Source organism: Chitinophagaceae bacterium, assembly GCA_016717285.1.
Lineage (GTDB): Bacteria > Bacteroidota > Bacteroidia > Chitinophagales > UBA10324 > JACCZZ01.
In genome coordinates this window covers 1-23,392 of sequence record JADKFU010000004.1, presented here as the reverse complement: position 1 = coordinate 23,392, position 23,392 = coordinate 1, and the positions used below count along the sequence as shown (strand labels likewise).

The 23,392-nt window shown below is 42.3% G+C and carries 19 protein-coding genes and 4 pseudogenes; 14 read left to right on the top strand and 9 right to left on the bottom strand.

All coding sequences use genetic code 11. From position 1 onward, the window contains the following. Positions 1-152 precede the first annotated feature (152 nt). From purD to IPO83_05440, 4 genes are all read left to right on the top strand, one after another. Complete coding sequence (purD, locus tag IPO83_05455) at positions 153-1,427, top strand: phosphoribosylamine--glycine ligase (GenBank protein ID MBK9730716.1); 1,275 nt, start codon at positions 153-155, stop codon at positions 1,425-1,427. A gap of 470 nt (positions 1,428-1,897) precedes the next feature. After that, positions 1,898-4,804 (top strand): histidine kinase, encoded by a 2,907-nt coding sequence (locus tag IPO83_05450; GenBank protein ID MBK9730715.1) that lies wholly within the window; start codon positions 1,898-1,900, stop codon positions 4,802-4,804. Positions 4,805-4,851: 47 nt separating this feature from the next. After that, the gene (locus IPO83_05445) at positions 4,852-6,819 is read left to right on the top strand and encodes a tetratricopeptide repeat protein (GenBank protein ID MBK9730714.1); all 1,968 of its coding nucleotides are present in this window, start codon (positions 4,852-4,854) and stop codon (positions 6,817-6,819) included. Positions 6,820-6,916: 97 nt separating this feature from the next. Next, on the top strand, positions 6,917-7,483 hold the full coding sequence (locus IPO83_05440; GenBank protein ID MBK9730713.1) for a hypothetical protein: 567 nt from the start codon (positions 6,917-6,919) through the stop codon (positions 7,481-7,483). Between the two features lie 233 nt (positions 7,484-7,716). Here the strand turns inward: IPO83_05440 and IPO83_05435 are convergent, their stop codons facing one another. The 4 genes from IPO83_05435 to IPO83_05420 are packed head-to-tail and all read right to left on the bottom strand — an operon-like array spanning position 7,717 to position 12,691. Beyond that, positions 7,717-8,205, bottom strand: a complete 489-nt coding sequence (locus tag IPO83_05435) for a hypothetical protein (GenBank protein MBK9730712.1) — start codon at positions 8,203-8,205, stop codon at positions 7,717-7,719. Next, positions 8,186-9,637, bottom strand: a complete 1,452-nt coding sequence (locus IPO83_05430; protein ID MBK9730711.1) for a Ni/Fe hydrogenase subunit alpha — start codon at positions 9,635-9,637, stop codon at positions 8,186-8,188. Before IPO83_05430 ends, IPO83_05435 begins: the two co-directional genes overlap by 20 nt. Positions 9,638-9,649: 12 nt before the next feature. Beyond that, positions 9,650-10,921 (bottom strand): (2Fe-2S)-binding protein, encoded by a 1,272-nt coding sequence (locus tag IPO83_05425; protein ID MBK9730710.1) that lies wholly within the window; start codon positions 10,919-10,921, stop codon positions 9,650-9,652. A gap of 6 nt (positions 10,922-10,927) precedes the next feature. Beyond that, positions 10,928-12,691, bottom strand: coding sequence for an NAD(P)H-dependent oxidoreductase subunit E (locus tag IPO83_05420; protein ID MBK9730709.1), 1,764 nt, complete (start codon positions 12,689-12,691; stop codon positions 10,928-10,930). Between the two features lie 310 nt (positions 12,692-13,001). Between IPO83_05420 and IPO83_05415 the strand changes: the two genes are divergently transcribed. The 3 genes from IPO83_05415 to IPO83_05405 all read left to right on the top strand — a co-directional run bounded on the left by IPO83_05415 (position 13,002) and on the right by IPO83_05405 (position 14,530). Continuing rightward, positions 13,002-13,208 (top strand): hypothetical protein, encoded by a 207-nt coding sequence (locus IPO83_05415; GenBank protein ID MBK9730708.1) that lies wholly within the window; start codon positions 13,002-13,004, stop codon positions 13,206-13,208. A 96-nt stretch (positions 13,209-13,304) separates the two neighbouring features. After that, on the top strand, positions 13,305-14,123 hold the full coding sequence (gene hypB, locus IPO83_05410) for a hydrogenase nickel incorporation protein HypB (protein MBK9730707.1): 819 nt from the start codon (positions 13,305-13,307) through the stop codon (positions 14,121-14,123). A gap of 155 nt (positions 14,124-14,278) precedes the next feature. Next, positions 14,279-14,530 (top strand): HypC/HybG/HupF family hydrogenase formation chaperone, encoded by a 252-nt coding sequence (locus IPO83_05405; GenBank protein ID MBK9730706.1) that lies wholly within the window; start codon positions 14,279-14,281, stop codon positions 14,528-14,530. A gap of 58 nt (positions 14,531-14,588) precedes the next feature. On the opposite strand, the gene IPO83_05400 is transcribed toward IPO83_05405, so the two are convergent. Beyond that, positions 14,589-15,029 (bottom strand): VOC family protein, encoded by a 441-nt coding sequence (locus IPO83_05400; protein MBK9730705.1) that lies wholly within the window; start codon positions 15,027-15,029, stop codon positions 14,589-14,591. Positions 15,030-15,235: 206 nt separating this feature from the next. Here IPO83_05400 and IPO83_05395 point away from each other — a divergent pair, with 206 nt between their 5' ends. Both IPO83_05395 and IPO83_05390 read left to right on the top strand, forming a co-directional pair. Next, positions 15,236-15,472: a DUF3820 family protein gene (locus IPO83_05395; protein MBK9730704.1), complete on the top strand. Its 237-nt coding sequence runs from the start codon at positions 15,236-15,238 to the stop codon at positions 15,470-15,472. Between the two features lie 86 nt (positions 15,473-15,558). After that, entirely contained in the window at positions 15,559-16,035 is a 477-nt protein-coding gene (locus tag IPO83_05390) for a hypothetical protein (GenBank protein ID MBK9730703.1), read from the top strand. Between the two features lie 30 nt (positions 16,036-16,065). Here the strand turns inward: IPO83_05390 and IPO83_05385 are convergent, their stop codons facing one another. The 3 genes from IPO83_05385 to IPO83_05375 form a co-directional block, all read right to left on the bottom strand. Next, a complete protein-coding gene (locus IPO83_05385; GenBank protein ID MBK9730702.1) occupies positions 16,066-18,051 on the bottom strand; it encodes a T9SS type A sorting domain-containing protein in 1,986 nt (661 codons plus the stop codon). Beyond that, positions 18,000-18,293: a hypothetical protein gene (locus IPO83_05380; GenBank protein ID MBK9730701.1), complete on the bottom strand. Its 294-nt coding sequence runs from the start codon at positions 18,291-18,293 to the stop codon at positions 18,000-18,002. The genes IPO83_05385 and IPO83_05380 overlap by 52 nt, the downstream gene beginning before the upstream one ends. Before the next feature lie 90 nt (positions 18,294-18,383). Further along, positions 18,384-18,557 carry a hypothetical protein gene (locus tag IPO83_05375; GenBank protein ID MBK9730700.1) on the bottom strand — a complete coding sequence of 58 codons (174 nt, stop codon included), beginning with the start codon at positions 18,555-18,557 and terminating at the stop codon, positions 18,384-18,386. Between the two features lie 189 nt (positions 18,558-18,746). On the opposite strand from IPO83_05375, the pseudogene IPO83_05370 reads away from it, so the two are divergent. The 4 pseudogenes from IPO83_05370 (at position 18,747) to lhgO (ending at position 21,486) form a co-directional block, all read left to right on the top strand. Further along, positions 18,747-19,165: pseudogene (locus IPO83_05370) on the top strand (VOC family protein). Positions 19,166-19,319: 154 nt separating this feature from the next. Beyond that, a pseudogene (locus tag IPO83_05365) lies at positions 19,320-19,859 on the top strand (dihydrofolate reductase). A gap of 94 nt (positions 19,860-19,953) precedes the next feature. Then, positions 19,954-20,147: pseudogene (locus tag IPO83_05360) on the top strand (GNAT family N-acetyltransferase). Positions 20,148-20,198: 51 nt separating this feature from the next. Further along, positions 20,199-21,486 (top strand): annotated as a pseudogene (lhgO, locus tag IPO83_05355) (L-2-hydroxyglutarate oxidase). Positions 21,487-21,635: 149 nt separating this feature from the next. On the opposite strand, the gene IPO83_05350 reads toward lhgO, so the two are convergent. Continuing rightward, entirely contained in the window at positions 21,636-22,145 is a 510-nt protein-coding gene (locus IPO83_05350; protein ID MBK9730699.1) for a hypothetical protein, read from the bottom strand. A 765-nt stretch (positions 22,146-22,910) separates the two neighbouring features. Between IPO83_05350 and IPO83_05345 the strand changes: the two genes are divergently transcribed. Then, positions 22,911-23,180, top strand: a complete 270-nt coding sequence (locus tag IPO83_05345) for a hypothetical protein (protein ID MBK9730698.1) — start codon at positions 22,911-22,913, stop codon at positions 23,178-23,180. Positions 23,181-23,392 lie beyond the last annotated feature (212 nt).

Sequence of the window (23,392 nt, the reverse complement as noted above, 5' to 3'; positions counted from 1 at the left end):
AAATGATATTTTGTGAGAAAAACCATGTGGCGGAAATATCGTACACACAACTGAATTCTCTATCCTCAACGATATGATTATTCCTATTTTCAACCCTTCAAACAACTAAACATTTCAAACCCGAAACATTTCAAACGTTTTCAACCCTTCCCATGAATATCCTTCTCCTTGGCAGTGGTGGCCGCGAACATGCATTAGCCTATAAAATTTCACAGAGCCCGCATTGCAGCAAATTATTTATTGCGCCCGGTAATCCGGGTACGGAAAAGCACGGAGAAAATATTTCTTTGTCTGCCACCGATTTTCCGGCCATTGAAAAATTTGTGCTGGAAAATAATGTGGAGATGATTGTGGTAGGACCTGAAGAACCGCTGGTAAAAGGCATTTATGATTTTTTTGAGCAGAGTGATAGGGTTGGAAATATTCCGGTGATTGGTCCGTGTGCGGCAGGCGCGCAATTGGAAGGCAGCAAAGATTTTTCCAAAGCATTCATGATTAAATTTGGCATTCCTACTGCGGCTTATGCCACGTTCACGGTAGAAGCTATCAGCGGTGCTTTTGCCTACCTTGAAAATCATTCCACGCCAATTGTTTTAAAAGCCGATGGATTGGCAGCAGGAAAAGGAGTGCTGATTTGTTCAACAAAAGAAGAGGCAAAAAAGGAATTGGATGAAATGCTGCATGGAAAATTCGGTGCTGCAGGAAATAAAGTAGTGATTGAAGAATTCCTGGATGGAATAGAAATGAGTGTGTTTGTGATTACGGATGGAAAAAATTACAAACTCCTTCCGACAGCAAAGGATTACAAACGTGTGGGAGAAGGTGATACCGGACTGAATACCGGCGGCATGGGCGCTGTTTCGCCGGTGCTGTTTGCGGATGATGTATTGATGAAAAAAGTAGCAACACAAATTATTCAGCCAACAATTGAAGGATTACAAAAAGAGAAAATCATTTACAAAGGATTCATCTATTTCGGGTTGATGATTGTAAATGGCGAACCGAAACTCATAGAATACAATTGCCGGATGGGTGATCCTGAAACGGAAGCGGTTATTCCACGATTGAAAAGTGATATTGTTGATCTCTTCTTAGGCGTAGCACATGAAAATCTTCACGATAAAAATATTGAAGTGTTGCCTTATGCTGCAGCTACGGTGGTGCTCACATCAGGTGGCTATCCGCAGGAATATGAAAAAGGAAAACTGATTGAAAACCTCGGACAAACGAATGAATGCCTCGTGTTTCATGCAGGCACCCGCAAGCGTGTGAATGGTGATATTGAAACCAACGGTGGTCGTGTGATTGCAGTCACCGCATTTTCACGCAAGCTTTCTGATGCTGTGAAAATTGCAAATCGAAATGCAGCTATCATTTCCTTTGAAGGAAAATATTTCAGGAAAGATATCGGGAAGGATGTGATGTGATTTCCTTCTATCTCCATATCACTTCATTACTTTATGGTTGCATTCTGAATTGCCAAAGTTTACATCTTTCTTGTAAGGCAATCAAGCCATTTGTTTTTCCGGATTTGATTTCGAATGTAGTTCAGTAATATCTCTGCATCAGGTTTAATGCCGCCGCTTTTTTCACAACAACGGTGGGTTATTTTTTTACTACCAATGCTTTCAACAGGCGCTTTATCCTGCTCAGTGCTCTGAAATATGTTTCTGATCAACAATTGTTGATTCATTCCGCAGAAACAATAAATTTTGTTGTTTTTTACTAACATTACAATGCTTGATGCATGTTAATCAGGTTGAAGCAGTGCATATTTGACCGTGTTGCTGATGTTGATGAAAAAAATGTAAAACCCGTCAACTTTGTGCTGCCTGTTTTTCGATGAATGTTTTCTTGCTTCACTACACTCATCGTAATTTACTTAATTTGAAACCACTTGACCCGAACAATAAATATTTTTCCTTACTGCTTCCTGCTGCTGTTTATACCATTTGCTGCCAGCGGCCAGGCAACGATATGGCGCCAATATGAGCCAGGTTCTTCTTATCAGCCGCTGACCATTAATAAAATTACGCAGGATCCTTACGGGAGAATGTGGCTGGGAACAACGAGAGGATTGTTCAGTTTCGATGGTGCTGACTTTAATTCGAATGGTTTTCGAGATAGTTCATCGCAGAATATTTCAGCGATTTGTTGCGATAGTCAATATGTGCATATCGGCTTCGAAGATGGAAAGCTCATGCACCGCTCACTGAAAGTCTGGAACAAAGATTTTGTATTGGATGAAACTTTTCCTGCGCCTGTTGTCAGTCTTCAGGCTGACAATTCCGGAAGGCTCTGGGTAGCAACCTATGGCAAAGGATTATACATCAGGGAAAAGGGAAAGATGCAGCAGGTAACTACTGAACAAGGACTTCCTGAAAATGAGATCTACACCATGATCTTAGCAGGAGGAGAAACTGTATGGTTGGGAACCGACGGCGGATTGACACAATGCACTTTGATGGATGGAAAACCTGTGCTTACCACCTACAGCATCAACCAGGGCTTACCTGATGAAATTGTCCGCTCGCTGGCTATAGATGAATTCGGAAAAATATGGATCGGCACACAGGATCATGGAATCTGTGTTTTTGATCCTTCAAAAAATAAATTCAGTATTCCCTCTTTCAGTCGTGCCTGGAACAATGGTCCGGTGATCGCCTTAGCTATCAAAGATCATAACCGGCTCATGATTGGTACCATGGGCAGAGGATTGGTCAGTGTTTCCCTGCACGATAGTTTTCATCCGATCTTTTACAACCAGGCTACGGGTTACGATAATATCAAAGCGTCTGATATCACGATTGACAGCGAAGGCAATTTCTGGGTGGTTTCACCTACACGGGGACTCGATCAGTTTCCTGCACTCTTTGAGTGGGTTACACCGGATAACATTGACTTGAAAAAGCCGGTGCAGGCGGTATTTTACGATAGCAGCACTTCGCTGTGGTATGCAACTTTGGATGGCTTGTTCAAAACACTATTTGATTCCACCGGTACCAGCATTACAGAAAATGTGAAGCTAACCCATTCGGTGAAACAGCCGGTAATCACTTCTATCTATGAAGACTTTCATCATCAGATTTGGGTAGGCACTTTTGATGACGGCGTGTTTTTAAGACCTGCCGGAAAGCGGAGTTTCATGCAGATTTTGCAAAAAGACGGACTATCAAACGATAATGTTTTGTCCGTCAGCGGTGATATGGTCAATGTGTGGATCGCAACACTTGGAGGCGTTACACGCTGTAATATTCAAATGGAAATTGAAAGCAAAGAGGACCTGATCCTTCAGAATTATACAGAGGAAAGCGGCCTGCACAGCAACTACCTTTATCAGACATTCATTGATTCAAAAGGCAGGGTGTGGTTTGCTACAGATGGGAATGGATTAGTAGCATTTGATAAGGGTGTTTTTCATTCGTATGAAAAGGCGGATAACATAGATATCAATACCATTTATTCAATCACTGAAGATCCTTTCGGAAACATCTGGTTCAGTACGCCATCAACAGGTGTTTTCAAATTTAACGGAGAAACATTTGTCAATTTCGGATTAAAATCAGGCCTCAGCGATTTGGCAATCACAGGAATCACCACAGATGCGAATGGTGATATTGTGGTAATTGAAAATGATGCAGTGGATGTGATCGAACACAAAGCCAGCCAGGTACGACGGTACCGTAACAGGCAGATCTTCGATGGCATTTCTCCCAACCTGAATGCATTTTGCAGAGATCAGTTTGGCAATATCTGGATCTCAACAAAAAAAGGGATCTTGAAATATTATACACCTTCTACTGACTTTTCGCATGAAGCACAGGTGGAAATCAGGCAGGTGATGGTGTACCTGGAACCCATCAATATCAATATTACACATCGCTTCCGCCACAATCAGAATCATCTTGCTTTTGACTTCCAGTCTTTTTGGAATTCCGACCCTTCGCAGATTCGGTACCGCTATATATTGATGGGCCATGACCTTGATTGGGTTAAAACAAAAGATGAGCGCGCCATCTATCCCGAATTGCCACCCGGAACCTATACTTTTAAAATTCAGTCAACGATTCATCACAATTTTGATGATGCCCCAACTGCTACTTATACTTTTACCATCGAAGCTCCATTCTGGACAACGTGGTGGTTTATCAGCGCATGGTTGATTGCCGGCGGTTTACTGATTAATTTCCTGATTAAGGAACGTGACCGGCGCCGCGAGCGGGAAGAGAAATTAAAGCGCGAGCGTATTGAGTTCCAATTTGAAAATCTTAAATCACAGATTAATCCGCATTTTCTTTTCAACAGTTTTAACACACTGGCTACACTGGTGGAGGAAGATCAGGCGGTGGCATTGTCATACATTGATCACTTGTCTGATTTTTACCGCAGTCTTTTATCTTACAAGGACATTGACCTGATAACACTCGAAAAAGAATTGCAGCTTACTGAAAATTATATATTCCTGCTCAGGCAGCGCCATGGTGAACGACTGATCGTTCACACAGATATTCCTGAAAATATCCGGCAGAAGAAACTTCCACCACTCACCTTGCAGCTCTTAATTGAAAATGCGGTGAAGCACAACGTTGTCTCGCAGGAACAACCGTTGATTGTGCAGGTATTTACTATCGACAGCAAACGCATCTGTGTAAGAAATAAACTTCAGACCAAAAAGGATGTGATCTCCACCGGTTTCGGATTGCATAATATCCGTGCCCGCTGCGAGCTGCTGGGTGGTAAAGAATTCCAGGTATCGCAGACGAATGGCTATTTCCAGGTTTGTGTGCCATTGTTCAATGCGTGATTTTCGTTTTTACTGTTTTCTTTTCCCAACTGGATTATTTTTGTTGCATGAGCGCATCAAAAAAATACAAAGGGAAAAAAAACCCCGCTGAGCAGGTTATCACGGCGCGGAAGGCTGCCATAACAAAACCTGAAAAAAACAAGTCATTTTTTTTTCTTGCCATAATTGTATTGATAACTGTTGTGGTCTACGGACCATCGGTGAATAATACCTGGACTAACTGGGACGATGAAGGCTATGTGTTGAAAAATGATATCGTAACTCATTTCGATCTCCATGGAATTTTTTCGGAGCAGGTAATGGGTAACTATCATCCTGTAACCGTGTTTGTGCAGGCATTGGAGTATTCACTTTTTAAAGAAGATGCATCCGGTTTTCATATCATAAGTCTTTTGCTGCACTTGTTGAATGCCTTATTGTTGTTTTATTTCGTGCGTCGCCTCACCAAAAATGAAATTGCAGCGCTTATTTGTTCGCTGCTGTTTGCCATTCATCCTGCGCATGTCGAATCTGTGTCGTGGGTGAGCGCACAGAAGGACTTGCTGTACACTTGCTTTTATTTTGCCGCGCTTGTTGTTTACGTTCAATACAAGGAATCCAATGCGCAACGAATGTTGAAATATGGATGGATACTTTTGCTCTTTGCTTTATCACTGCTCTCAAAAGCGCAAGCCGTTACACTTCCGGTCATCATGCTGTTGATTGATTGGTACCGGAAAGAAAAATTTACCACGAAATTATTATGGGAGAAAGTGCCTTTTTTTGTATTGTCAGTTTGCTTTGGCGCAGTGGCCATTTATGCACAGCATGCTTCTGATTCTATTCAGGATATCACCATGTATTCATTTCCGGAAAGGCTCATGTTTTCCGCATATGCAATCATCAGTTATTTTTTGCGGCTGGTGTTGCCGCTTAAGCTTTCGGCGTATTATCCGTATCCGGAAGAAAGAAACAAAGTGTTTGAATGGCTTGTGTATGCATCTCCTGTTATTGTATTGTTGATTGGATTTGCGGTGTACTGGTTCAGGAAAAGCATTGACTGGCTGGTGTTTGGATTGCTCTTCTTTCTGATCAATATCTTCCTGGTGTTGCAGTTACTTCCCGTAGGAGGCGCCATCACCGCAGACCGTTATACTTATCTTTCCTTTACGGGTCTCTTCTTTGCAATTGCGATGCTTATTGCGATGGTCTGGGAGCAGAAAAATATGCAGTCAGCCGGTTTCAGAATGCCTGTTGCAATCGCAGCAGCCTGCTGGATCATGTTTCTTTGTTATCAGTGCAGGGAAAGAACTGCAGTATGGTACAGCAGTGAGCAACTTTGGACGGATGTGATTGCAAAATATCCCCGTGTGCCGATTGCCTACAACGACCTGGGTTCTTATTATCAGAAAAATAACCAATTGGAGCTGGCTAAGAAAAATTATGATATCGCATTGCGATTGCAGTCTGATTTCTCACAGGCGTTGGTCAACCGTTGCGATCTGTTCCGGGTGCTTAATAAAATTGATTCCGCCATAATAGATGGCAACCACGCGGTAAGACTAAAGCCGAATGATGTTGATGCACACATGAACCGTGGCATAGCTTTTAGCATCGCTGAAAAGAACGACAGCGCAATGATGGATTTTATGATTGCCATCAGGCAAGATCCCGGGAATGCGCGGTCCTATAATAATTTGGGCAACCTCTATATGATTAAGGAGCAGCCGGACTCAGCCATCATCAATTATAATCTTGCACTGAAATATGATCCTGAATTTTTGGATGTGCTGAACAATCGTGGTTTAGCGTATTTAAAAACGGGCGATTACCAGCAGGCAGTTACTGACCTTACCACTGCCATTGCAAACATGCCCAACAACACCAACAATTATTATTTCAGAATGCAGGCATTTGAAAAACTGAAGCGCTACAAAGAAGCGATTGCCGACGCGCAGCAGGTGCAAAAAATGGGTATTCAGCTTCCTGAAGGTTATGTGCAGCAGCTGGTAAATGAAGATGCAGGAAGTAATTAATGAAGCAAAACGGATGTAACCTCTGGCAATACACAAAAATTCAGATTTTTCTAATTCAATAATTCCTGCTAATTTTTGCGGATCAAATTACATTACCATGAAGAACCACCTCTTGCTTGCTGCACTTTTATTGATTGCTTCAACAGCATTTACAGTTACAAATCCGGCAGGCAACAACAACAAAGCAGCCACTGATTTCCCTTCCATAAAAATTGGCAACCAGGTATGGATGACAAAAAACTGGGACTACAAAACTCCCAAGAGCTGGTATTTCGAAAATGATTCCATCAACAATTTAAAATATGGCCGGTTGTATTATTTCAGCAATGCATTGGCGGCAGCACCTCCGGGCTGGCACCTTCCTTCTCTTGATGAATGGCAGGAATTGATCAACTATTTCGGTGGCGATGAAAAAGCATTGCCGGCATTGATGGATGGCGGCACTTCCGGTTTAAACCTGATGATGGGTGGCAATAAAAGTGCGAATATAAGCCCTACTGAAATCTACAACTTCAAAGATACGTGGGGATTTTACTGGAGTTCCACTACAGATGGTGATCAGACAGCTTATGGAATTCATTTTGAAAAAGGTAACCCATCGATAGTGAAAACTACCTACCGCCGGGCGAATGGATTTTCGGTACGGTATATCAAGGATAAATAATTTGCTTCGGCAAACCCCGCTTATTGGCCGCAAAAGCAAGCATGATCGCAAGAGTTTCAGTTTCCGCTATGTTTCTCTGGAATGAGCTTTTAAGACACCTGTACCATGTGATGTTTTCAAAGTGCATATAGGCTATGGTATCATGCCTAAGATAACGGAAAACGTATAGGAAAAAAGTGATGGAGAATGTAAGAGGAATGGCCTATAACAACTAACTATTCCTGTATGATGAATCATGTCCCTGGTTGTGTGCTATACTTGATTTGAAAAATGCGGGTTATTTTTTTTTCGAAATAACTGAATGCAGATTGCAGGTGAATATTTGCCTCGTCGCTTACTATTGTTCCTAATTCCCAATGCAATCCTTCTATTGCAATCGAATATGCATCGGGAGATTTGACGTACAATTCTTTCGCGAGGTAAAGAATTGTTTCCGGCGATTGCAAATGGGAGGAGTAAAAAAAATGGCGGGCTGCTTTTATGCGATGCATCTGAAATCCGTTGGGCAAAGCAGTATGAGAAGCATCTGCAAAAAACACAGTATCATATTTATGCACGAGTTCAGCATCTTCAATCTGTAACTGGTAGCGGGTTTCAACATCAATCTGTGGGAACCGCGATGCCAGTTCAGCAAACATCCAACCCAGTCCGTCATCACTTCGCCCACTGTTCCCAATGCCAATCAGCAGCACTTTTGCTTTTTCAGTTGCTGTATTTTTCATCAATCAGTTTTCCAAGATGATTGTACAACTCCGCGTGTAATGGCATTTTGCCCATAGCTTGCGTGGCGCAGCTCAAACAAGGATCATAAGCTCTTATTGCCACTTCTACCTGGTTCAGCATACCATCTGTAATGTTTCCGCTCCGGCTGATTACGTTATTAGCTACCCATCGCACAGCAGTATTCATTGCATCATTGTTATGTGTGGTAGAAACAATCAGGTTGCAACGCGTGATCATTCCTTTCTCATCCACTTCATAATGATGAGTGAGTGTGCCTCGCGGTGCTTCAATAATTCCGATCCCTTTTAACCGCGGCGTGCCTTTTCTTATGAGGTCGTTACCCATCAATTCCGGATCGTGTAACAGTTCTTTTATCACTTCAGCACAGTGCAGTATTTCGATCAGGCGTGCCCAGTGAGAATACATGGTGCTGTTGTTCACTTTCTTTCCTGTAAACGCGATAAAGTCCTGCCGTTCTTTTTCAGCTAAGGGTGTAGGAATAAAATCACACATGTTCATTCTTGCCAGCGGTCCAACGCGGTTCCATCCGTTCTCCCTGCCTACTTTTTTCAGGTAAGGGAATTTCATGTACGACCATTGCGCCACTGCTTCAGAAAAATATTCCTGGTACAGATCAGTTGCGATATCATCGAGTGTGATGTTGCCTTCACTGTCTATTGCCCTCAGCTTTCCATCGTATAAATCAAGGCCTCCTTCATCGTTCACCATTCCAAGATGGCCGGATGGAAACGCTGCAAACTCATCCAGGAACTTCCTGTTCTTTTCATGATAATCTTTCATGAAATTTACGATGGCCTGCGACCATTCTATCATGGTATCAATGTTCTCAATGCTTTTCCCATTCAGAAAGTAATCGCGCTCTTCTTCTGTCAATGTCTTATGTACACCGCCCGGAACCGCGAGGATGCCATGAATTTTTTTGCCGGCTACGGCTTTGATAATTTCCTGTCCGAACTTGCGCATGGTGATACCCTTGATCGCCAACTCCCTGTTCTCCACTGCAACTGCAATCACATTTCTTTTTTCTACCGGAGCATCCATTCCAAACAGCAAGTCGGGAGATGCGAGGTAGAAGAAATGCAATGCATGCGACTGAAATATTTGTCCGAAGTGCATCAGCCGGCGAAGCCTGGTGGCTGTGGGTGAAAGATCTTTCGGATCAACACCTTCCAGTTGATCAACCGCTTTTGCCGCAGCAAGGTGATGACTTACCGGACAGATTCCACAAAGCCTTTGCACCAACACAGGTGCTTCCCAATATGGATGGCCCTGAATAAACCTTTCAAATCCTCTGAACTCAACTATATGAAAAAAGGAGTCTTTCACTTGTCCGTATTCATCCAGATGTATGGTGACTCTTCCGTGGCCTTCCACCCTTGTAACCGGATCAATGGTTATTTTTCTGTTCATAACAGTTTCGTGTTAGTCATATTTAAATTCAGAATAGAGAATGGAATATTCTTCACCCCAAAGCAGGTTTTTCACTGCTTTCCAGATATGGTTGGCATCAGGAGGGCAACCAGGAATGTAGTAGTCAATCTTCACAATTTCGTTGCAGGCATATACACGATCCAGCATTTTAGGCAGGTCTTCATGATAAGGAACGATGGTGTTACCAGCTTCACTGGTTACTGAATTCAGATAGGCTTCTTCCAGGCATTCACCTAACGGAATGGCATTTCTCATGGTAGGCAATCCTCCCCAAACGGAACATTCACCAAGCGCGACAAGTATATCACAATGTTCTCTGAACAGTCGTAGTGTTTCTACATTATCTGAATTGCAGCAACCCCCTTCAATCAAACCGATGTGACAGCGTGTGGTAAAATTTTTAAAATCTGTAAGCGGCGATTTAGCAAAAGATACCAGTTCAATCACATCCAGTAATTCAGTGTCAATATCAAGCAGCGACATGTGGCATCCAAAGCAACCGGCTAATGAAACAGTGGCCACCATTTTTTTCTCCATGGCTACCAGGCGTTTTGTGAGCACAGGTTTTTTGTTGTAATCTTTCTGCGTCGATTCAAGGTCGAACTTCCGGTCGCCGAATGGTTCCGACTGGTTTACGCCCCGGATAATGATGGCGCCGGTAGGGCAAACTTTCATCGCGTTGAGCGCCTGCTCATCTGTCAGGCGGGCTTCCTGCTCATAGTCGATGCCCACAAAAGTTTCATTGCCTCTGTTCTGATAAGTAAAAACTTTTTTTCCATCGGTGGTTGTCACATCCACTACGCATCGCATACACTTGATGCAGCGGTTGTGTTCCATCACCATTCTGCTGGGCTTAAAATCGATGAGGCGGTCCTTAAATAAATGCTGAAAACGGGTGGAAGAAACGCCGAGTTCATAGCCCATATGCTGAAGGTCGCAGTTACCACTTTTTTCACAGGCCGGACAGATGTGGTTTCCCTCGGCAAACATCATTTCCACCAATGCCTTGCGGGTATCCATCAACTCCGGCGTATTCACTGCTACCGAAAGGCCTTCGGATACCTTTTCCGTACACGCCGGTCCGAATTTACCGTTGATTTTACACGTGCAAACCCTGCAAGTGCCGAGTGGTGGCTCAATGTGTTCGTAGTAACAAAGTGATGGTATAAAGATGCCATTCTCTTTGGCAGCGAGCATCAGGTTTTTTCCTTCTTCCGCCTGAAAACTTTTCCCATCAATAGTTATGTTGATCATTTTTGACATAACACTTTATGTTTTGTATTGCTCGTATGCTGCTGTTGCCGCTTCCATGTCAAACTTCAGGTTTAACCCATTAAAATCTTTGTCGAGTTTGCCGGCGAAATAATGATGGAATTTATCCATCGCTTGGATCAAACTGTTGGTGGCCGTCTTGCCAAGTCCGCACCTGCTGGTATTTTTCATAATCGTACCCCAGTTTTTTAAATCCTGCAAATCAGCTTCATTGGCAAGTCCGTTATCGAGTCGTTCCAGCTTGCGTTGAATGATAAAGTTGCCCGCTCTGCACGGTGTACAGATGCCACAGGACTCGGATTTGAAAAATTCGGAATAATTCAACAGCACTTTTACGAGATCACGTTGTTTGTTGAAGACCATAAATGAACCACCGCACCGTATATCTTTTCTTGCCATAAGGTCCAGCATGGAAATACGACGGTATTTTTCCTTAACAGAAATACATTCGCCTGAAGGTCCGCTGATCTGAATGTAAAACGGATCTTCCGCTTCGCAGAGTTCAAGCAATTCAGCTACCGTCATTCCCCATTCAATTTCGTAGATGCCGGGCAACTTACAATCACCGGAAACGCTGATGAGTTTAGTGCCGGGTGAACCGGGAATGCCAAGTTGCAGGTAAGCTGCTGAACCCATTTCAATGATGCGCGCTGCGGCGCAAAAGGTTTCTACATTGTTGATGACAGTGGGTTGTTGCAGATATCCTTTCTCTACCGGGAAAAACCATTTTGTGCGGGGTTCGCCACGCTTACCTTCCAATGATTCAAGCAGTGCAGTTTCTTCGCCGCACACATAGGAGCCGGCGCCCAACTGAATCCTGATTTCAAAATCAAAACCCCTGATCTGACCGCAATCTTTTCCTAATAAGCCGGCTTTTTTGTAATCATTGATGGCTTCATCCAGTTTGTTCTTCAACCACCGGTACTCGCCACGCAAATAAATAATTCCGTTAGATGCGCCGATAGTATATCCGCAGATAAGCATGCCTTCAATCAGCGATTTTGCCTGCGTACTCATCAGTACGCGGTCTTTGAAAGTTCCGGGTTCCCCTTCATCAGCATTGCAGATCACAAATTTGGATGCCTGTTGTTGTTTTTTTGCTGCACTCCATTTTTTCCAGGTAGGAAAATTAGCACCACCACGTCCGGCCAGTTCAGTTTTTTTCAGCTCTTCTAAAACACCTTCAGCACCCATTACCTGCGCTTTTGCCAGCGCTGCTCCGGCTGTAAATGGTTTGAAGAAAACAGTTTTATCATCGGCCGGTGTATAACGAATGTGATCAGCTGGTGTATCGCAAATCGATTCGGGCAACGATCCGTTTTTGAGCGCTGCAATGGTATCTTTTACCTTGATTGCATTCAGGTTGGTGAAAGGATAGAAATTGATGAGTGCCGATGGTTCCTGGTCGCTGAGTCCGATACAAGGCGTAAGAAAAAGCCCGAATGTGCCTGTTCGATCTACTGAACCGAAAGTGGCACCTGTTTCTCTTTCAAAAGTTTCTTTGATACGTTTGAATCCTTTGAGATCAGCAACAATGCTGTTATTGAGATAAATAGTGAATTTGCCGGACGGTTTACGGTGAAAGAAATGATAAAAGGAAACCACGCCTTCCACTTCAATTTCTGAAAGATTGAATCTGAGTGCAAGTGTTTTTATATCATCATCCTGAATACATCCGTTGCGCAGTTGTAATTCCCACAAATGATTCAGCACTTGAGTTTGTGGCGGTTCTTTCCGTATGCTAAGATTATCATCAGCCATAATCACTGAATGTTTAGTTAAAATGCGCAACTAAACTCCCTCAATTATAGAGCGGGGAATATGATAATTGTCATCATTGCAACTGATTTTGAACATATGTTTCTAATTTGAAAGTTGCATCAGCTTTGTATTTACGGGTAAAACTGATGTAGTGAAAACCTGCGATGCATGCTGACTCATTTCTTCCATTCATTTCCTGATAAGGCTGCCTGATTCAGCTAAATGATTTTTATCATGCAGGGATATGATTTTTGTTAATTGCCTGGCGTACCCGGTTTTGTAATATTGGCAGTCAATAAAATAAATTGCCATGAAAAAAATAATGAGCCTGAGTCTGCCGTCAGTTTTGATACCCTTATCTGGTTTTGCTCATCCTGGTCATGGTATTACGGATGGATACACCATCACCCATTATTTTGCAGAACCGGAACACCTGGTTGTTATACTATGCGCGGCTGTTCTGATTATTGCGGGTTCTGTTTTTTTCAGAAAGAAAGAAAAGCGTAATGATTTGTAAGGAGGGTAATGTTCTGAAACCACTAAAGAATCAGTCGAATTTAAAATGCAAAACGTGCATTGTTTTTTTTGTGAATGATTGTAAAAATAATTTTCTATGTGTGCAACCTGTGGATGTGAAAGCAATGGCAATGTAATGATGTATGTTCCTCGTCCTCTTCCTGTGCGTGAACAACTCCATTTTGAGCTGGAACCAGATCAGGTTAATCACCAGTATCATCACCATGTGGATGAACATCGGCATCTACACCAAAAGACAATCGTTTCAGTTGAACAGGATATTTTACAGGAGAACAATCGTCTTGCACAAAGAAACCGTGGTTACTTTAAAGACAGGAATATACTCGCCATTAACCTGGTGAGTTCACCCGGATCGGGTAAGACTGCATTGCTGGAAAAAACTTTAACAGATCTTAAAAGGAAGTTTGATTTTAATGTAATTGAAGGCGATCAGCAAACCAGTCTCGATGCAGATCGCATTTATGCAACCGGCACAAACGTAATTCAGATTAATACCGGGAAAGGGTGTCACCTTGATGCACATATGGTGCTGCACGCAATTGACGGGATGAAGCTGAATGAAGATGCTGTGTTGTTCATTGAAAATGTGGGCAACCTTGTTTGTCCGGCCATGTTTGATCTGGGCGAAAAGGAGAGAGTGGTGATTATGAGTGTTACTGAGGGCGAAGACAAGCCTTTAAAATACCCGGAGATGTTCCATTCTTCTACGCTTTGCATCATCAACAAAACGGACCTCTTACCTTACGTTCCTTTTAATATGGAAAAAGCAAAGGCGTATGCAAGAAGAATCAATCCTCAACTGGATATTATAGAAGTCAGTTGTCTTACCGGAGAAGGATTACCGGATTGGTATAACTGGTTGCAATCGAAAGTAGTTGTTCGCGAACCTGTTTAAAGCATTTTGATGAAAACATATTACATCCATATCGGAGGATTTGCACAAGGCGTTGGTTTCCGTCAACAAATATTCCCGATAGTGATGGAAACTTGCAGGGTTGAAATACGAGAAGGCGAATCCAGCCTTGTTAACTGACTACAAAAAAATGAGTTATGTGTTTAGCTATTCCCGGTAAAATAATTTCCATCAGTAATACGACTGACGAAACATTCAGAACAGCAAAGGTCTCATTTGGAGGTATTACCAAGGAAGTGAATCTCTACCTGGTAGATGATGTCAGGATAGATGATTATGTATTGGTGCATGCAGGAGTGGTGATCAGCAAAGTAGATGAAGCGGAAGCTAAAATGACCCTTGAGTATTTAAAGATAATCGGAGAAGCAACATTGCCGGAGAACGAATGAATGATTTTATCATTCATGAACCGGCAACAAAATGTTGTCAAATTATTCTTTGTGTGAACTATCGTTGAGACGCCGGCATAAAATTAAACATCCAGCGAATTCCGAACTTGTCTAAACAGCAACCCCAGTAACCCCACGATTCCTCGCGCATGGGCGCTATGTCAGAAGCACCGTCTGATAAGGCATTGAACAAATTATCAGTTTCTTCCTTGCTGTCTGGTTCGAGATTGATGGTGGTATTGTTGCCGATAACGATCTTGTGTCCCATGCTCTCCAGCATATCCGTGCCCATAATGTGAATGCCTCCTAAAATAGGTAAGGAAGCATGCATCACACTATTACCATCTTTTTCCGAAAGAGATGGCATGCCAGGAGGAGTCGGTGCATCTTTCATACGAATGATTGGTGCCTGATACTCTGTTTTGAAAACTGATTTGTAGAAATCAAATGCCTCCTCTGTGTTGCCCTGAAAATTCAGGTAGATTGAAATTTTTGCCATGCTCCGTTTAATTTAATGAGTATGAATTTTTGTTTCGGTTAGTTGCAAAAATATAATTTTATTTCACTGGCATATCACGATGTGCAAACGACTAAAGCAGGCGGTTCATTTTTATGACTATTCACCACATCTTCAACTTTATTCAGGGTTCACTAATTGAACGCACGCGCTCTTCCCAACACGAAAATCAATACATTCACAACATTATGGAAACGCCGGATTCCGCACCCAATCCTGAACTTTTACTTCAATTGGTAAGTATGCAAATGCCTTATGGAAAATATAAAGGCACCTTGCTTTGCGATTTGCCCGTGTATTATCTCGAATGGTTTCAGCGCCAGGGATTTCCGCAAGGAAAGCTGGGCATCTTGCTCGCTACCATGTATGAAATCAGGCTGAATGGTTTAGAGAAACTGTTGACGCCGTTGCGTGAGCGTTATTAGTCGCAGTCAAAGTCTTAGGTCTTCAAGTCTTAGGTCTTCAAGTCTTACGTCTCTTGGTCATTGGTCATTAAGTGTAGCTTCACACCATGAAAACTTCCACCCTTCATGAACTAAAAGCAGAACTGAGTCAGGTGCCTGCTGCGCAGTTACTCGCTTTGTGCCTGCGAATGGCACGGTTTAAAAAGGAAAATAAAGAATTGCTGACCTACCTGCTTTTTGAAGCGGATGATGAACAAGGATATATTGAAAATGTAAAGATATATATTGACGAACAGTTTGCTGATATTCCGGAACATAACAACCTTTACCTGGTGAAGAAAAGTTTGCGGAAAATATTACGGGGTGTCAATAAATACATCCGATACTCAGGTGATAAAGCGACAGCGCTTACTTTGCTGATTTACTATTGCACAATATTAAAGCGCTCAGGTATTTCCATTCATAAAAGTGTCGCGCTCACCAATCTTTATGAAGCACAGTTGAAGAAGGTTCAGAAATTATTACCGGCATTGCATGAAGATCTGCAGTATGATTTCCGGAGGGAAATTGAAAGGCTGAATTAAAGAAGGTTGAATGGTACCTGGTTTCATTCTTTACCCACCACAATTTTTTATCACACTGTTGTTTGTAGAAAAAATAGGAAGGAAATAAATTCCGGAGGGCAACTCCTGCAACTCAAATGTGACAATTTTTGAAAATTCCTTTTGCTCAATCAATTCACCAAATACATTTCTCAATTCAGCAGTCACGGGAAATGAATAATCACTTATTTGTATAGTGATCTTTTCTCTTGCCGGATTCGGATACACTTCAACATTAAAATTTGCTACCGGAGCATTTATGACTGTGTAATATTTGCATACTGTTGTGTCGGAACAATTTCCGTTGGTAAAAACAGCAGCATAAGTCCCTGCTTGTATCGGAATGAAGATGGTTTGATCAGCACCAGGAATGGGTAAGCCACTTTCACATAAAATCCATTGTATGCTTCCATTGCCTGTAGCAAAAAGTGTATCATTGGATTGCATCACGGCGGCATTAATTATTGTTTCCGTAAGATGCAGTGTAACCAAAGAATCACAACCGGAGTTGCTGATCAAAGCAGCGCTGTAATCACCGGCAGTATTTAAAGTCATTCCATTGAAGAGAAATGTTTCGCCTTCGCAAATGTTTTCGGAAATCTCTGTATTCATGATAGGCAGCACTTCAAGATGTAATGTTATCATGGAATCGCAACCGGTAGTGGCCAACAGATTAGCCATATAAGTTCCTGTTGAATCAATTTCATTTCCATTAAATGGAAAAGTATTGCCTTCACAAATCGTTGCATTCAATATTGTTTCATAGTTCGGATGAACTGTCAGTGTTAACGTTATGGTGGAATCGCAACCATTGCCTGCAACCAAATGCACTGTATAAATTCCTGCATCAGTCAACGTGCTTCCTTCAAAAAGATAATTATCTCCTTCGCAAATGGCGGCTATTACATTATTGTTTGCAGAAGGCAACACCGTTAAGTGTAGTGTTACAATAGAATCACAGCCATCGCTTGCTGTCAGGTAATCAATATATTCGCCTGACATCGTTTGATATTCACCGGAAGCAAAAATGCTGTCGCCGGTACAAATAGTCGCATTGATGGAGGTTTCGGCAGGAATGCAACTGTTGAGTTGCAACACAAAGCAATCGCTCGTTCCCAGAATGGACGTCAGATTATAAACTGCAATCCCCGGATCAAAGTCAATGGTTTGTTCGAATCCACCTGCCATAGTGATGCGACCTGCATCATCCGCATGAATAGAATTTCCGATAGAAGAAGAATTGATTGTTCCAAACCCATAGGCGTTAACGAAAGTACCGGAGCTGTTTAGTTGCAGGTAAAAAATATTTGTGCTGCCTGGTCCGTTGATGGTGTAATTACCAGCACCGGGATCAAAATCCACTGAACCGGAAAATCCTCCCGTTAAAAAATAATCACCCGACATTGAAATATCAAGTTCTCCTAATTGATCATTAAATGTTCCACCAACAGCGCCTGCCCAATTGAGACTTCCATCAGCATTCATCCGTGCAATAAACACATCGTAATTTCCATTGCTGGTAAGATTATAAGTTCCGGCTCCCGGACTAAAATCTGTAGTACCCTGAAAAACACCGCAAACGCCCACATCACCGTTGCTGTGAAGATCAATGGATTTTACCCATTCATCATTGTCACCATTAAAAATATCGACCCACACAAAATTTCCATTCGCATCTAACTTCAATAAAAATGCATCGGAAGAAAAATTGGTCGCGGATTTGGATTGTATGCCGGTTCCGGGATTAAAATCGCAGGTACCCCAGAATTCTCCACCTGCAATAACATTGCCTGTAACATCTACATCAATATCAAATGCAAGGATGGAAGAAGTTCCGCTGATGGATTTCGCCCAGATAAAATTTCCGGCAGTGTCTAATTTTAAAAAGAATGTTGCGTCAGCACCTGTAGCTGAAAGATTATAAACTCCTGTTCCCGGATCAAAATCTACAGTACCCTGAAAGTAGCCAGTGGCATACACGAATCCATCCTGTTGCACCAGGCCTTCAATGAAGTCAGCACCGGTGCTCCCGAATTTGGACGCCCACAGAAGATGGCCATCAGTGGAATAAGCGGCAATAAAGCCTCATCACCTCCAGCAGCAGTCAGGTTGTAGGTGGCAGGAGATGGATCGAAGTCAACAGTGTTTTGAAATTTTCCCCCTGTATAAATCGTGTTATTCACGTCCACACAAATGTTACTGGCGTTATCATAACCTGTTCCGCCCACAGTTTTGCCCAAAGAAAATTGCCGGACACATCGAGCTTGCAAATAAAATTATCAGTTAATCCGGCTGAAGTAAGGTTGAAGGTCGCTGCTGAGGGATTGAAGTCAACGGTGCTCCAGAAAATTTCCTGCTTCATAAATATTTCCTGCGGCGTCTTCCGCCACCTGGTACACAGCTTCAGCATCACTTCCACTTTGCCTGATAGCCCAGCCAAAATCCTGCGCACAGATTGGAAGGCAACGAACAAGCAGGCCGAACAATAGTAAATGTCTGATCATGAATTTAATTGTTGCAATGTAAATTTAAGGGAATATGTGAAGTTTGATTGAATTTTGAATCGCGTAAATCGTTACCCTGCAGTAGTGATTTTTAATTTTAATTTTGAACAGATAACATTTCGAAACACCTGCATGCACTAATTCATCATCCATTCACGATAGAATAAATTGATAAAACCCTTAACGGTTATGCGACAAAAATTCAGCATCATCACACTCGGCGTACATGATTTTCAGCGCGCACTTGATTTTTATGAAAATGGTTTGGGCTGGAAAAAGTCAGGTGCAGGAAACGACAACATTGCCTTCTTCCCGTTAGGAGGAATGGTATTGGCACTTTATCCACGGGAATTATTGGCGGAAGATGCAACAGTTAATCATGAAGAAACGGATTCCCGGGAATCACGATTGCCTACAATGCAACCTCTGAAGCAGAAGTGGATGAAGTATTGAATCAAGTGGCGCAACTTGGTGCAACAATTATTAAGCCTGCACAGAAAGTTTTCTGGGGCGGTTACAGCGGTTATTTTAAGGATCTTGACGGACATTTATTTGAAGTGGCTTACAATCCATTTTGGGAAATGGATGCAGCAGGTGATTTGCAACTTCCTGAATTAATTTATGCAGGGATGAACAATAAACATAGCAACCACGGTTACTTTCATTGCCAGCTAATCATTTTGAAAACGAGTCGCTCATGGGAACATACCATAGCATTGTTTTGCTACTCAAAAAAAACCACTTGTCACTTATTGAACAGTAATGGAAAGAAAAGTGATACTCTATATAGCAATGAGCCTGGATGGCTATATTGCTAAACAGGATGGTGACATCCAATTTTATCAATGGTTGAACAGGCAGGAGAGGGATTATGGTTATGCCGCATTTAATTCGACAGTGGACATTGTTATTTGGGAAGAAAGACTTATGATAAAGTATTGACCTTTGGAATTGATATGCCGCATGCTGACAAAAAAGTCTTTGTTATAACACGCACTCCCCCGTTTACCTATCGGGAACATTACCTTTTATTCCGGTGAATTAAAAGACCTGCTTGAAAATCTGAAAGCAGAAGAAGGCCGTCACATTTATATTGACGGTGGATCAGAACTGGTGAATTCATTATTGAATGAAGGGTTGATTGATGAACTTTACATTTCCATAATTCCTGTATTGCTAGGTGAAGGAATTGCATTGTTCAAACAGGGTTGTCCGGAAATGAAATTGAAGCTGCTGGAATCGAAATCATTCCGAAAAGGGACTCGCGCAGTTGCATTTGGAAGTGCTTCTGTAATTGATTGAAAAAAGCGAACGGATAAATTTTATAATCTATGGATGTAATGGTAACAGAGCGCCTGATTCTTTGTCATCTTGCTTTGGATGATGCACCGGACACGGATATGCCACCGAATCTGCAACAGCGACTCTTGAATATGGTAAGGTAAAGATTGGACTGAAACGAATTGTTGCCATCACGAATGATGACAATGTGCACTCGATACGACTGCTTGAAAAATAGGGCTGCGGTATGAGAGGAAGATCAAATTCGAAGCGGAGGCACAAGAACTATTATTATTTGCGACCGCATAATTTTCTCCGCTATAAAAATGCATCAATTACATTTGCGCAAAAAAGTATCCTTTGGAAAACAATCACTTTGACATCATTATTATCGGAGGCGGCATTGTTGGGCTTGCAGCGGCGTATAAAATCAACAGGAAATATCCTTCCAAAAGATTCTTGTTCTTGAGAAGGAAACAGCAGTCGTTGCTCATCAGACCGGCCACAACTCCGGCGTAATTCATTCAGGGTTGTATTATAAGCCCGGTTCTTACAAAGCAAAAAACTGCGTGGATGGCCGAAGAGAACTGGTAGCTTTTGCCAAAGAGCACAGCATCAAACATGATATCTGTGGAAAGGTTGTAGTGGCTACACATGCCTCAGAACTGGCGCATATGAACAAAAGTCTTCAACAATGGCCTTGCGAATGGTGTGGAAGGCATTGAAAAAATTAATGCCTCGCAAATCAAAGAAATTGAACCATACTGCACCGGCATTGAAGGTTTATGGGTTCCATGCACCGGTATTATTGATTATGCAGAAGTCTCCCGTAAATATGTAGAGCTGATTGAGAATGGTTTTCCCGGCAGTAAAGTATTGACCGGACATGAAGCAATTGCTTTTGAAAAATATTCAGATGCAACAACTGTTATTACGCCGAAAGGTAAATTCACAGGAACCTATCTCATTGCCTGTGCGGGCTTGCAAAGTGACCGTGTAGCAAAGAAGGAAGGCGCGAAAATAGACACAGCCATTGTGGGTTTCCGTGGCGACTATTATGATCTCACGGAGAAAGGAATGCGTAAAGTGCGCAATCTCATTTATCCTGTTCCTGATCCTAAGTATCCTTTTCTTGGTGTCCACTTCACCCGCATGATACATGGCGGCACTGAATGCGGACCGAATGCAGTTTTTGTCTTTAAGCGGGAAGGTTATGGCAAAACAGATTTTTCATTGAAGGATACTGCAGATGCATTTTCATTTGGAGGCACGTGGAAGTTTTTTTGCGAAGAACATCAAGTTTGGACTTGATGAATACCATGGATAACTTTCTCAAAAGATTTTTCTTAAAACGATTGCGCAAATTAATTCCCGACCTGCAACTCGACGACCTCACTCCCGGACGTGCCGGCGTGCGTGCGATGGCACTTGCTCCTGCGGAGAAATGATCGATGATTTTAAAATTGAAGTGAATGGAAATGCCATTCATGTGTTGAATGCTCCTTCACCTGCGGCTACTGCTTCTTTGGCTATTGGAACCGCTATCGAAGGTATGGCCAGCGAACATTTTTCATCTGAATTAAATCTCCATTTTCTTTTAATCAGCGTTGGGTCAATGCTTCCGAAAAAAATTCTGATTGATTGGTAGCTAAAACATTTATTCAAGCGACAGAAAGGAACAGGAGAAAGGTGCCCCTTTGAGAGGCCACGGGGTGATCCCGATTTCCTTATGTTATGAAATATTGTTTCATTGCTTCAGCAGTTTAAACGACTTTGTTGATTGCTGATCCTTCGCCTTCAAAAAATACCACCCGGTTTCCAGCATTGAAAATTTTGTTGTTCAATGTGTTTTCCTGTCCAGATCAACTGGCCGGCTTCATTGGACAATTCATATTTTTCATGACCGGTTGCATGTTCGATATGAATGTTCGTCGTGAAATTAGTTGGATACACAATCAAAACATCTTCATTCGATACATTCGTCAATCCTGTTTCAATAAGATTAACGCATTCAGAAGTATCAGTGCAGAATTCGTTGGAAACAATTACTGCAACTGTTCTGTTAGAAATATTTCCACCAGCACCCACGCCGGCTGCACCACCACCGCCAAGGTTCGGATTGGGAACAGAGGATCCATTTTCACCACCTGATGCGGAAATCAACTGATCGACACTTGTGGTCCCCTCTGCACTGCCATTTCCTCCTGTGCCTACGGTTGCTTCAAGCACGCTCATTGGCGTTACGGTATATTCGCCCATCGCGTAGCCGCCGCCGCCGCCGCCGCCGCCATTGTCCACCGGTTCCACCGGCACCCAACTTCTTCTATAGTGATTTTAGTTACATTTTCAGGAAATAGTGAAAGTACCTGATGCGGTAAATATTGCGTGCCACTTAGAGACATTGCGGCATTGGCTGCTAACACCGTTAGGATAAAGAGTATTATTTTTCATGAGTGTCGTGATTTGATTTTGTAGTCTATTGCAAGTTAACGGATATTTGATGGCATTGAAAGTTGCAACAAAATGGAATGAATTCAAGTGATGGGGCCATGATATTGTCATCAGTTTTTTGAGCAAGCATAAAATGCTATTAATTTTAACACCGATTCATTGTACATCAATTTTCAATGGGATGATTAAATGGGTATGGGTTTGTTTTATTTACTGCCGGTAATTACTATGGACCAGCATGCACAACTGCCTGTGGTTTCAATTTCAATCATTTTGTATGTTGTATTGCGAGATGAAGACGCTTAAACCCATTCAACAATCAAAGTTACGTTTGTCAAAAATGTGCTGGGAGCATTGGAAACAAGGACATCAAAAGGCAGTAATGAAACGCATAGGACAGGCACGTATTTATACGGCGTAAACACTTTATAGGAAGTATTTGATACAGCTTCATTAAGCTGGTTCAGCACGCAGGGGAACAACGGGGGTGGTTTCAGCGTTGACAAGACTGAAAGACAACGAGAATTATTACAGAAAGCCCAGTACTGGCAAAAATTATGCTGGTCCAAACTTTCGACGAGGAAAGGAAGATGGCAGCACACGCAAAGTTTGCACGGTACCATGGTTTATATTGATGGCTCGCTCTTTTATGAAAGAAGTGCATTGAGTTTTTGGATGATGGCGTACGACACTGCTTGTTTCAACTATTATCATTTTCCTTATCAGGAAGATTTGCTTACACCAACAGCTTACCTGAAAAAGTTTGATGCTGACCGTGAAGGGAAAATTATCAGGAACTTCACCGGTGCTGTGCTTCACCTGTCAGATTATGAAATGGATTACTTTTCCAAATACCTTTTACAAATTGGATTTACAGTCGGGTGCTGCTGATTTTTGTTTTAACAAGTAACAAGCAATTCACTTTTACATTGAAACATCGCGCTGATGAAGATTCATTAGTGCTTGGCTCTATTGAAGCAAATTTTTCAAGCAGGAAAAACACAATTGATATTTCGCCTAATGCAGGCGTCATGCAGATAAGAAAAGCGGATCACTGAATTTCAAATAGCAGTGATAGATTGCTCGGCCGGAAATGTTTAACG

Coding starts and splice junctions, on each gene's coding strand:
- purD (MBK9730716.1), top strand. CDS start 153: ATGAATATCCTTCTCCTTGGCAGTGGTGGCCGCGAACATGCATTAGCC.
- IPO83_05445 (MBK9730714.1), top strand. CDS start 4,852: ATGAGCGCATCAAAAAAATACAAAGGGAAAAAAAACCCCGCTGAGCAG.
- IPO83_05440 (MBK9730713.1), top strand. CDS start 6,917: ATGAAGAACCACCTCTTGCTTGCTGCACTTTTATTGATTGCTTCAACA.
- IPO83_05435 (MBK9730712.1), bottom strand. CDS start 8,205: ATGAAAAATACAGCAACTGAAAAAGCAAAAGTGCTGCTGATTGGCATT.
- IPO83_05430 (MBK9730711.1), bottom strand. CDS start 9,637: ATGAACAGAAAAATAACCATTGATCCGGTTACAAGGGTGGAAGGCCAC.
- IPO83_05425 (MBK9730710.1), bottom strand. CDS start 10,921: ATGTCAAAAATGATCAACATAACTATTGATGGGAAAAGTTTTCAGGCG.
- IPO83_05420 (MBK9730709.1), bottom strand. CDS start 12,691: ATGGCTGATGATAATCTTAGCATACGGAAAGAACCGCCACAAACTCAA.
- IPO83_05415 (MBK9730708.1), top strand. CDS start 13,002: ATGAAAAAAATAATGAGCCTGAGTCTGCCGTCAGTTTTGATACCCTTA.
- hypB (MBK9730707.1), top strand. CDS start 13,305: ATGTGTGCAACCTGTGGATGTGAAAGCAATGGCAATGTAATGATGTAT.
- IPO83_05405 (MBK9730706.1), top strand. CDS start 14,279: ATGTGTTTAGCTATTCCCGGTAAAATAATTTCCATCAGTAATACGACT.
- IPO83_05400 (MBK9730705.1), bottom strand. CDS start 15,029: ATGGCAAAAATTTCAATCTACCTGAATTTTCAGGGCAACACAGAGGAG.
- IPO83_05395 (MBK9730704.1), top strand. CDS start 15,236: ATGGAAACGCCGGATTCCGCACCCAATCCTGAACTTTTACTTCAATTG.
- IPO83_05390 (MBK9730703.1), top strand. CDS start 15,559: ATGAAAACTTCCACCCTTCATGAACTAAAAGCAGAACTGAGTCAGGTG.
- IPO83_05375 (MBK9730700.1), bottom strand. CDS start 18,557: ATGATCAGACATTTACTATTGTTCGGCCTGCTTGTTCGTTGCCTTCCA.
- IPO83_05345 (MBK9730698.1), top strand. CDS start 22,911: ATGGTTTATATTGATGGCTCGCTCTTTTATGAAAGAAGTGCATTGAGT.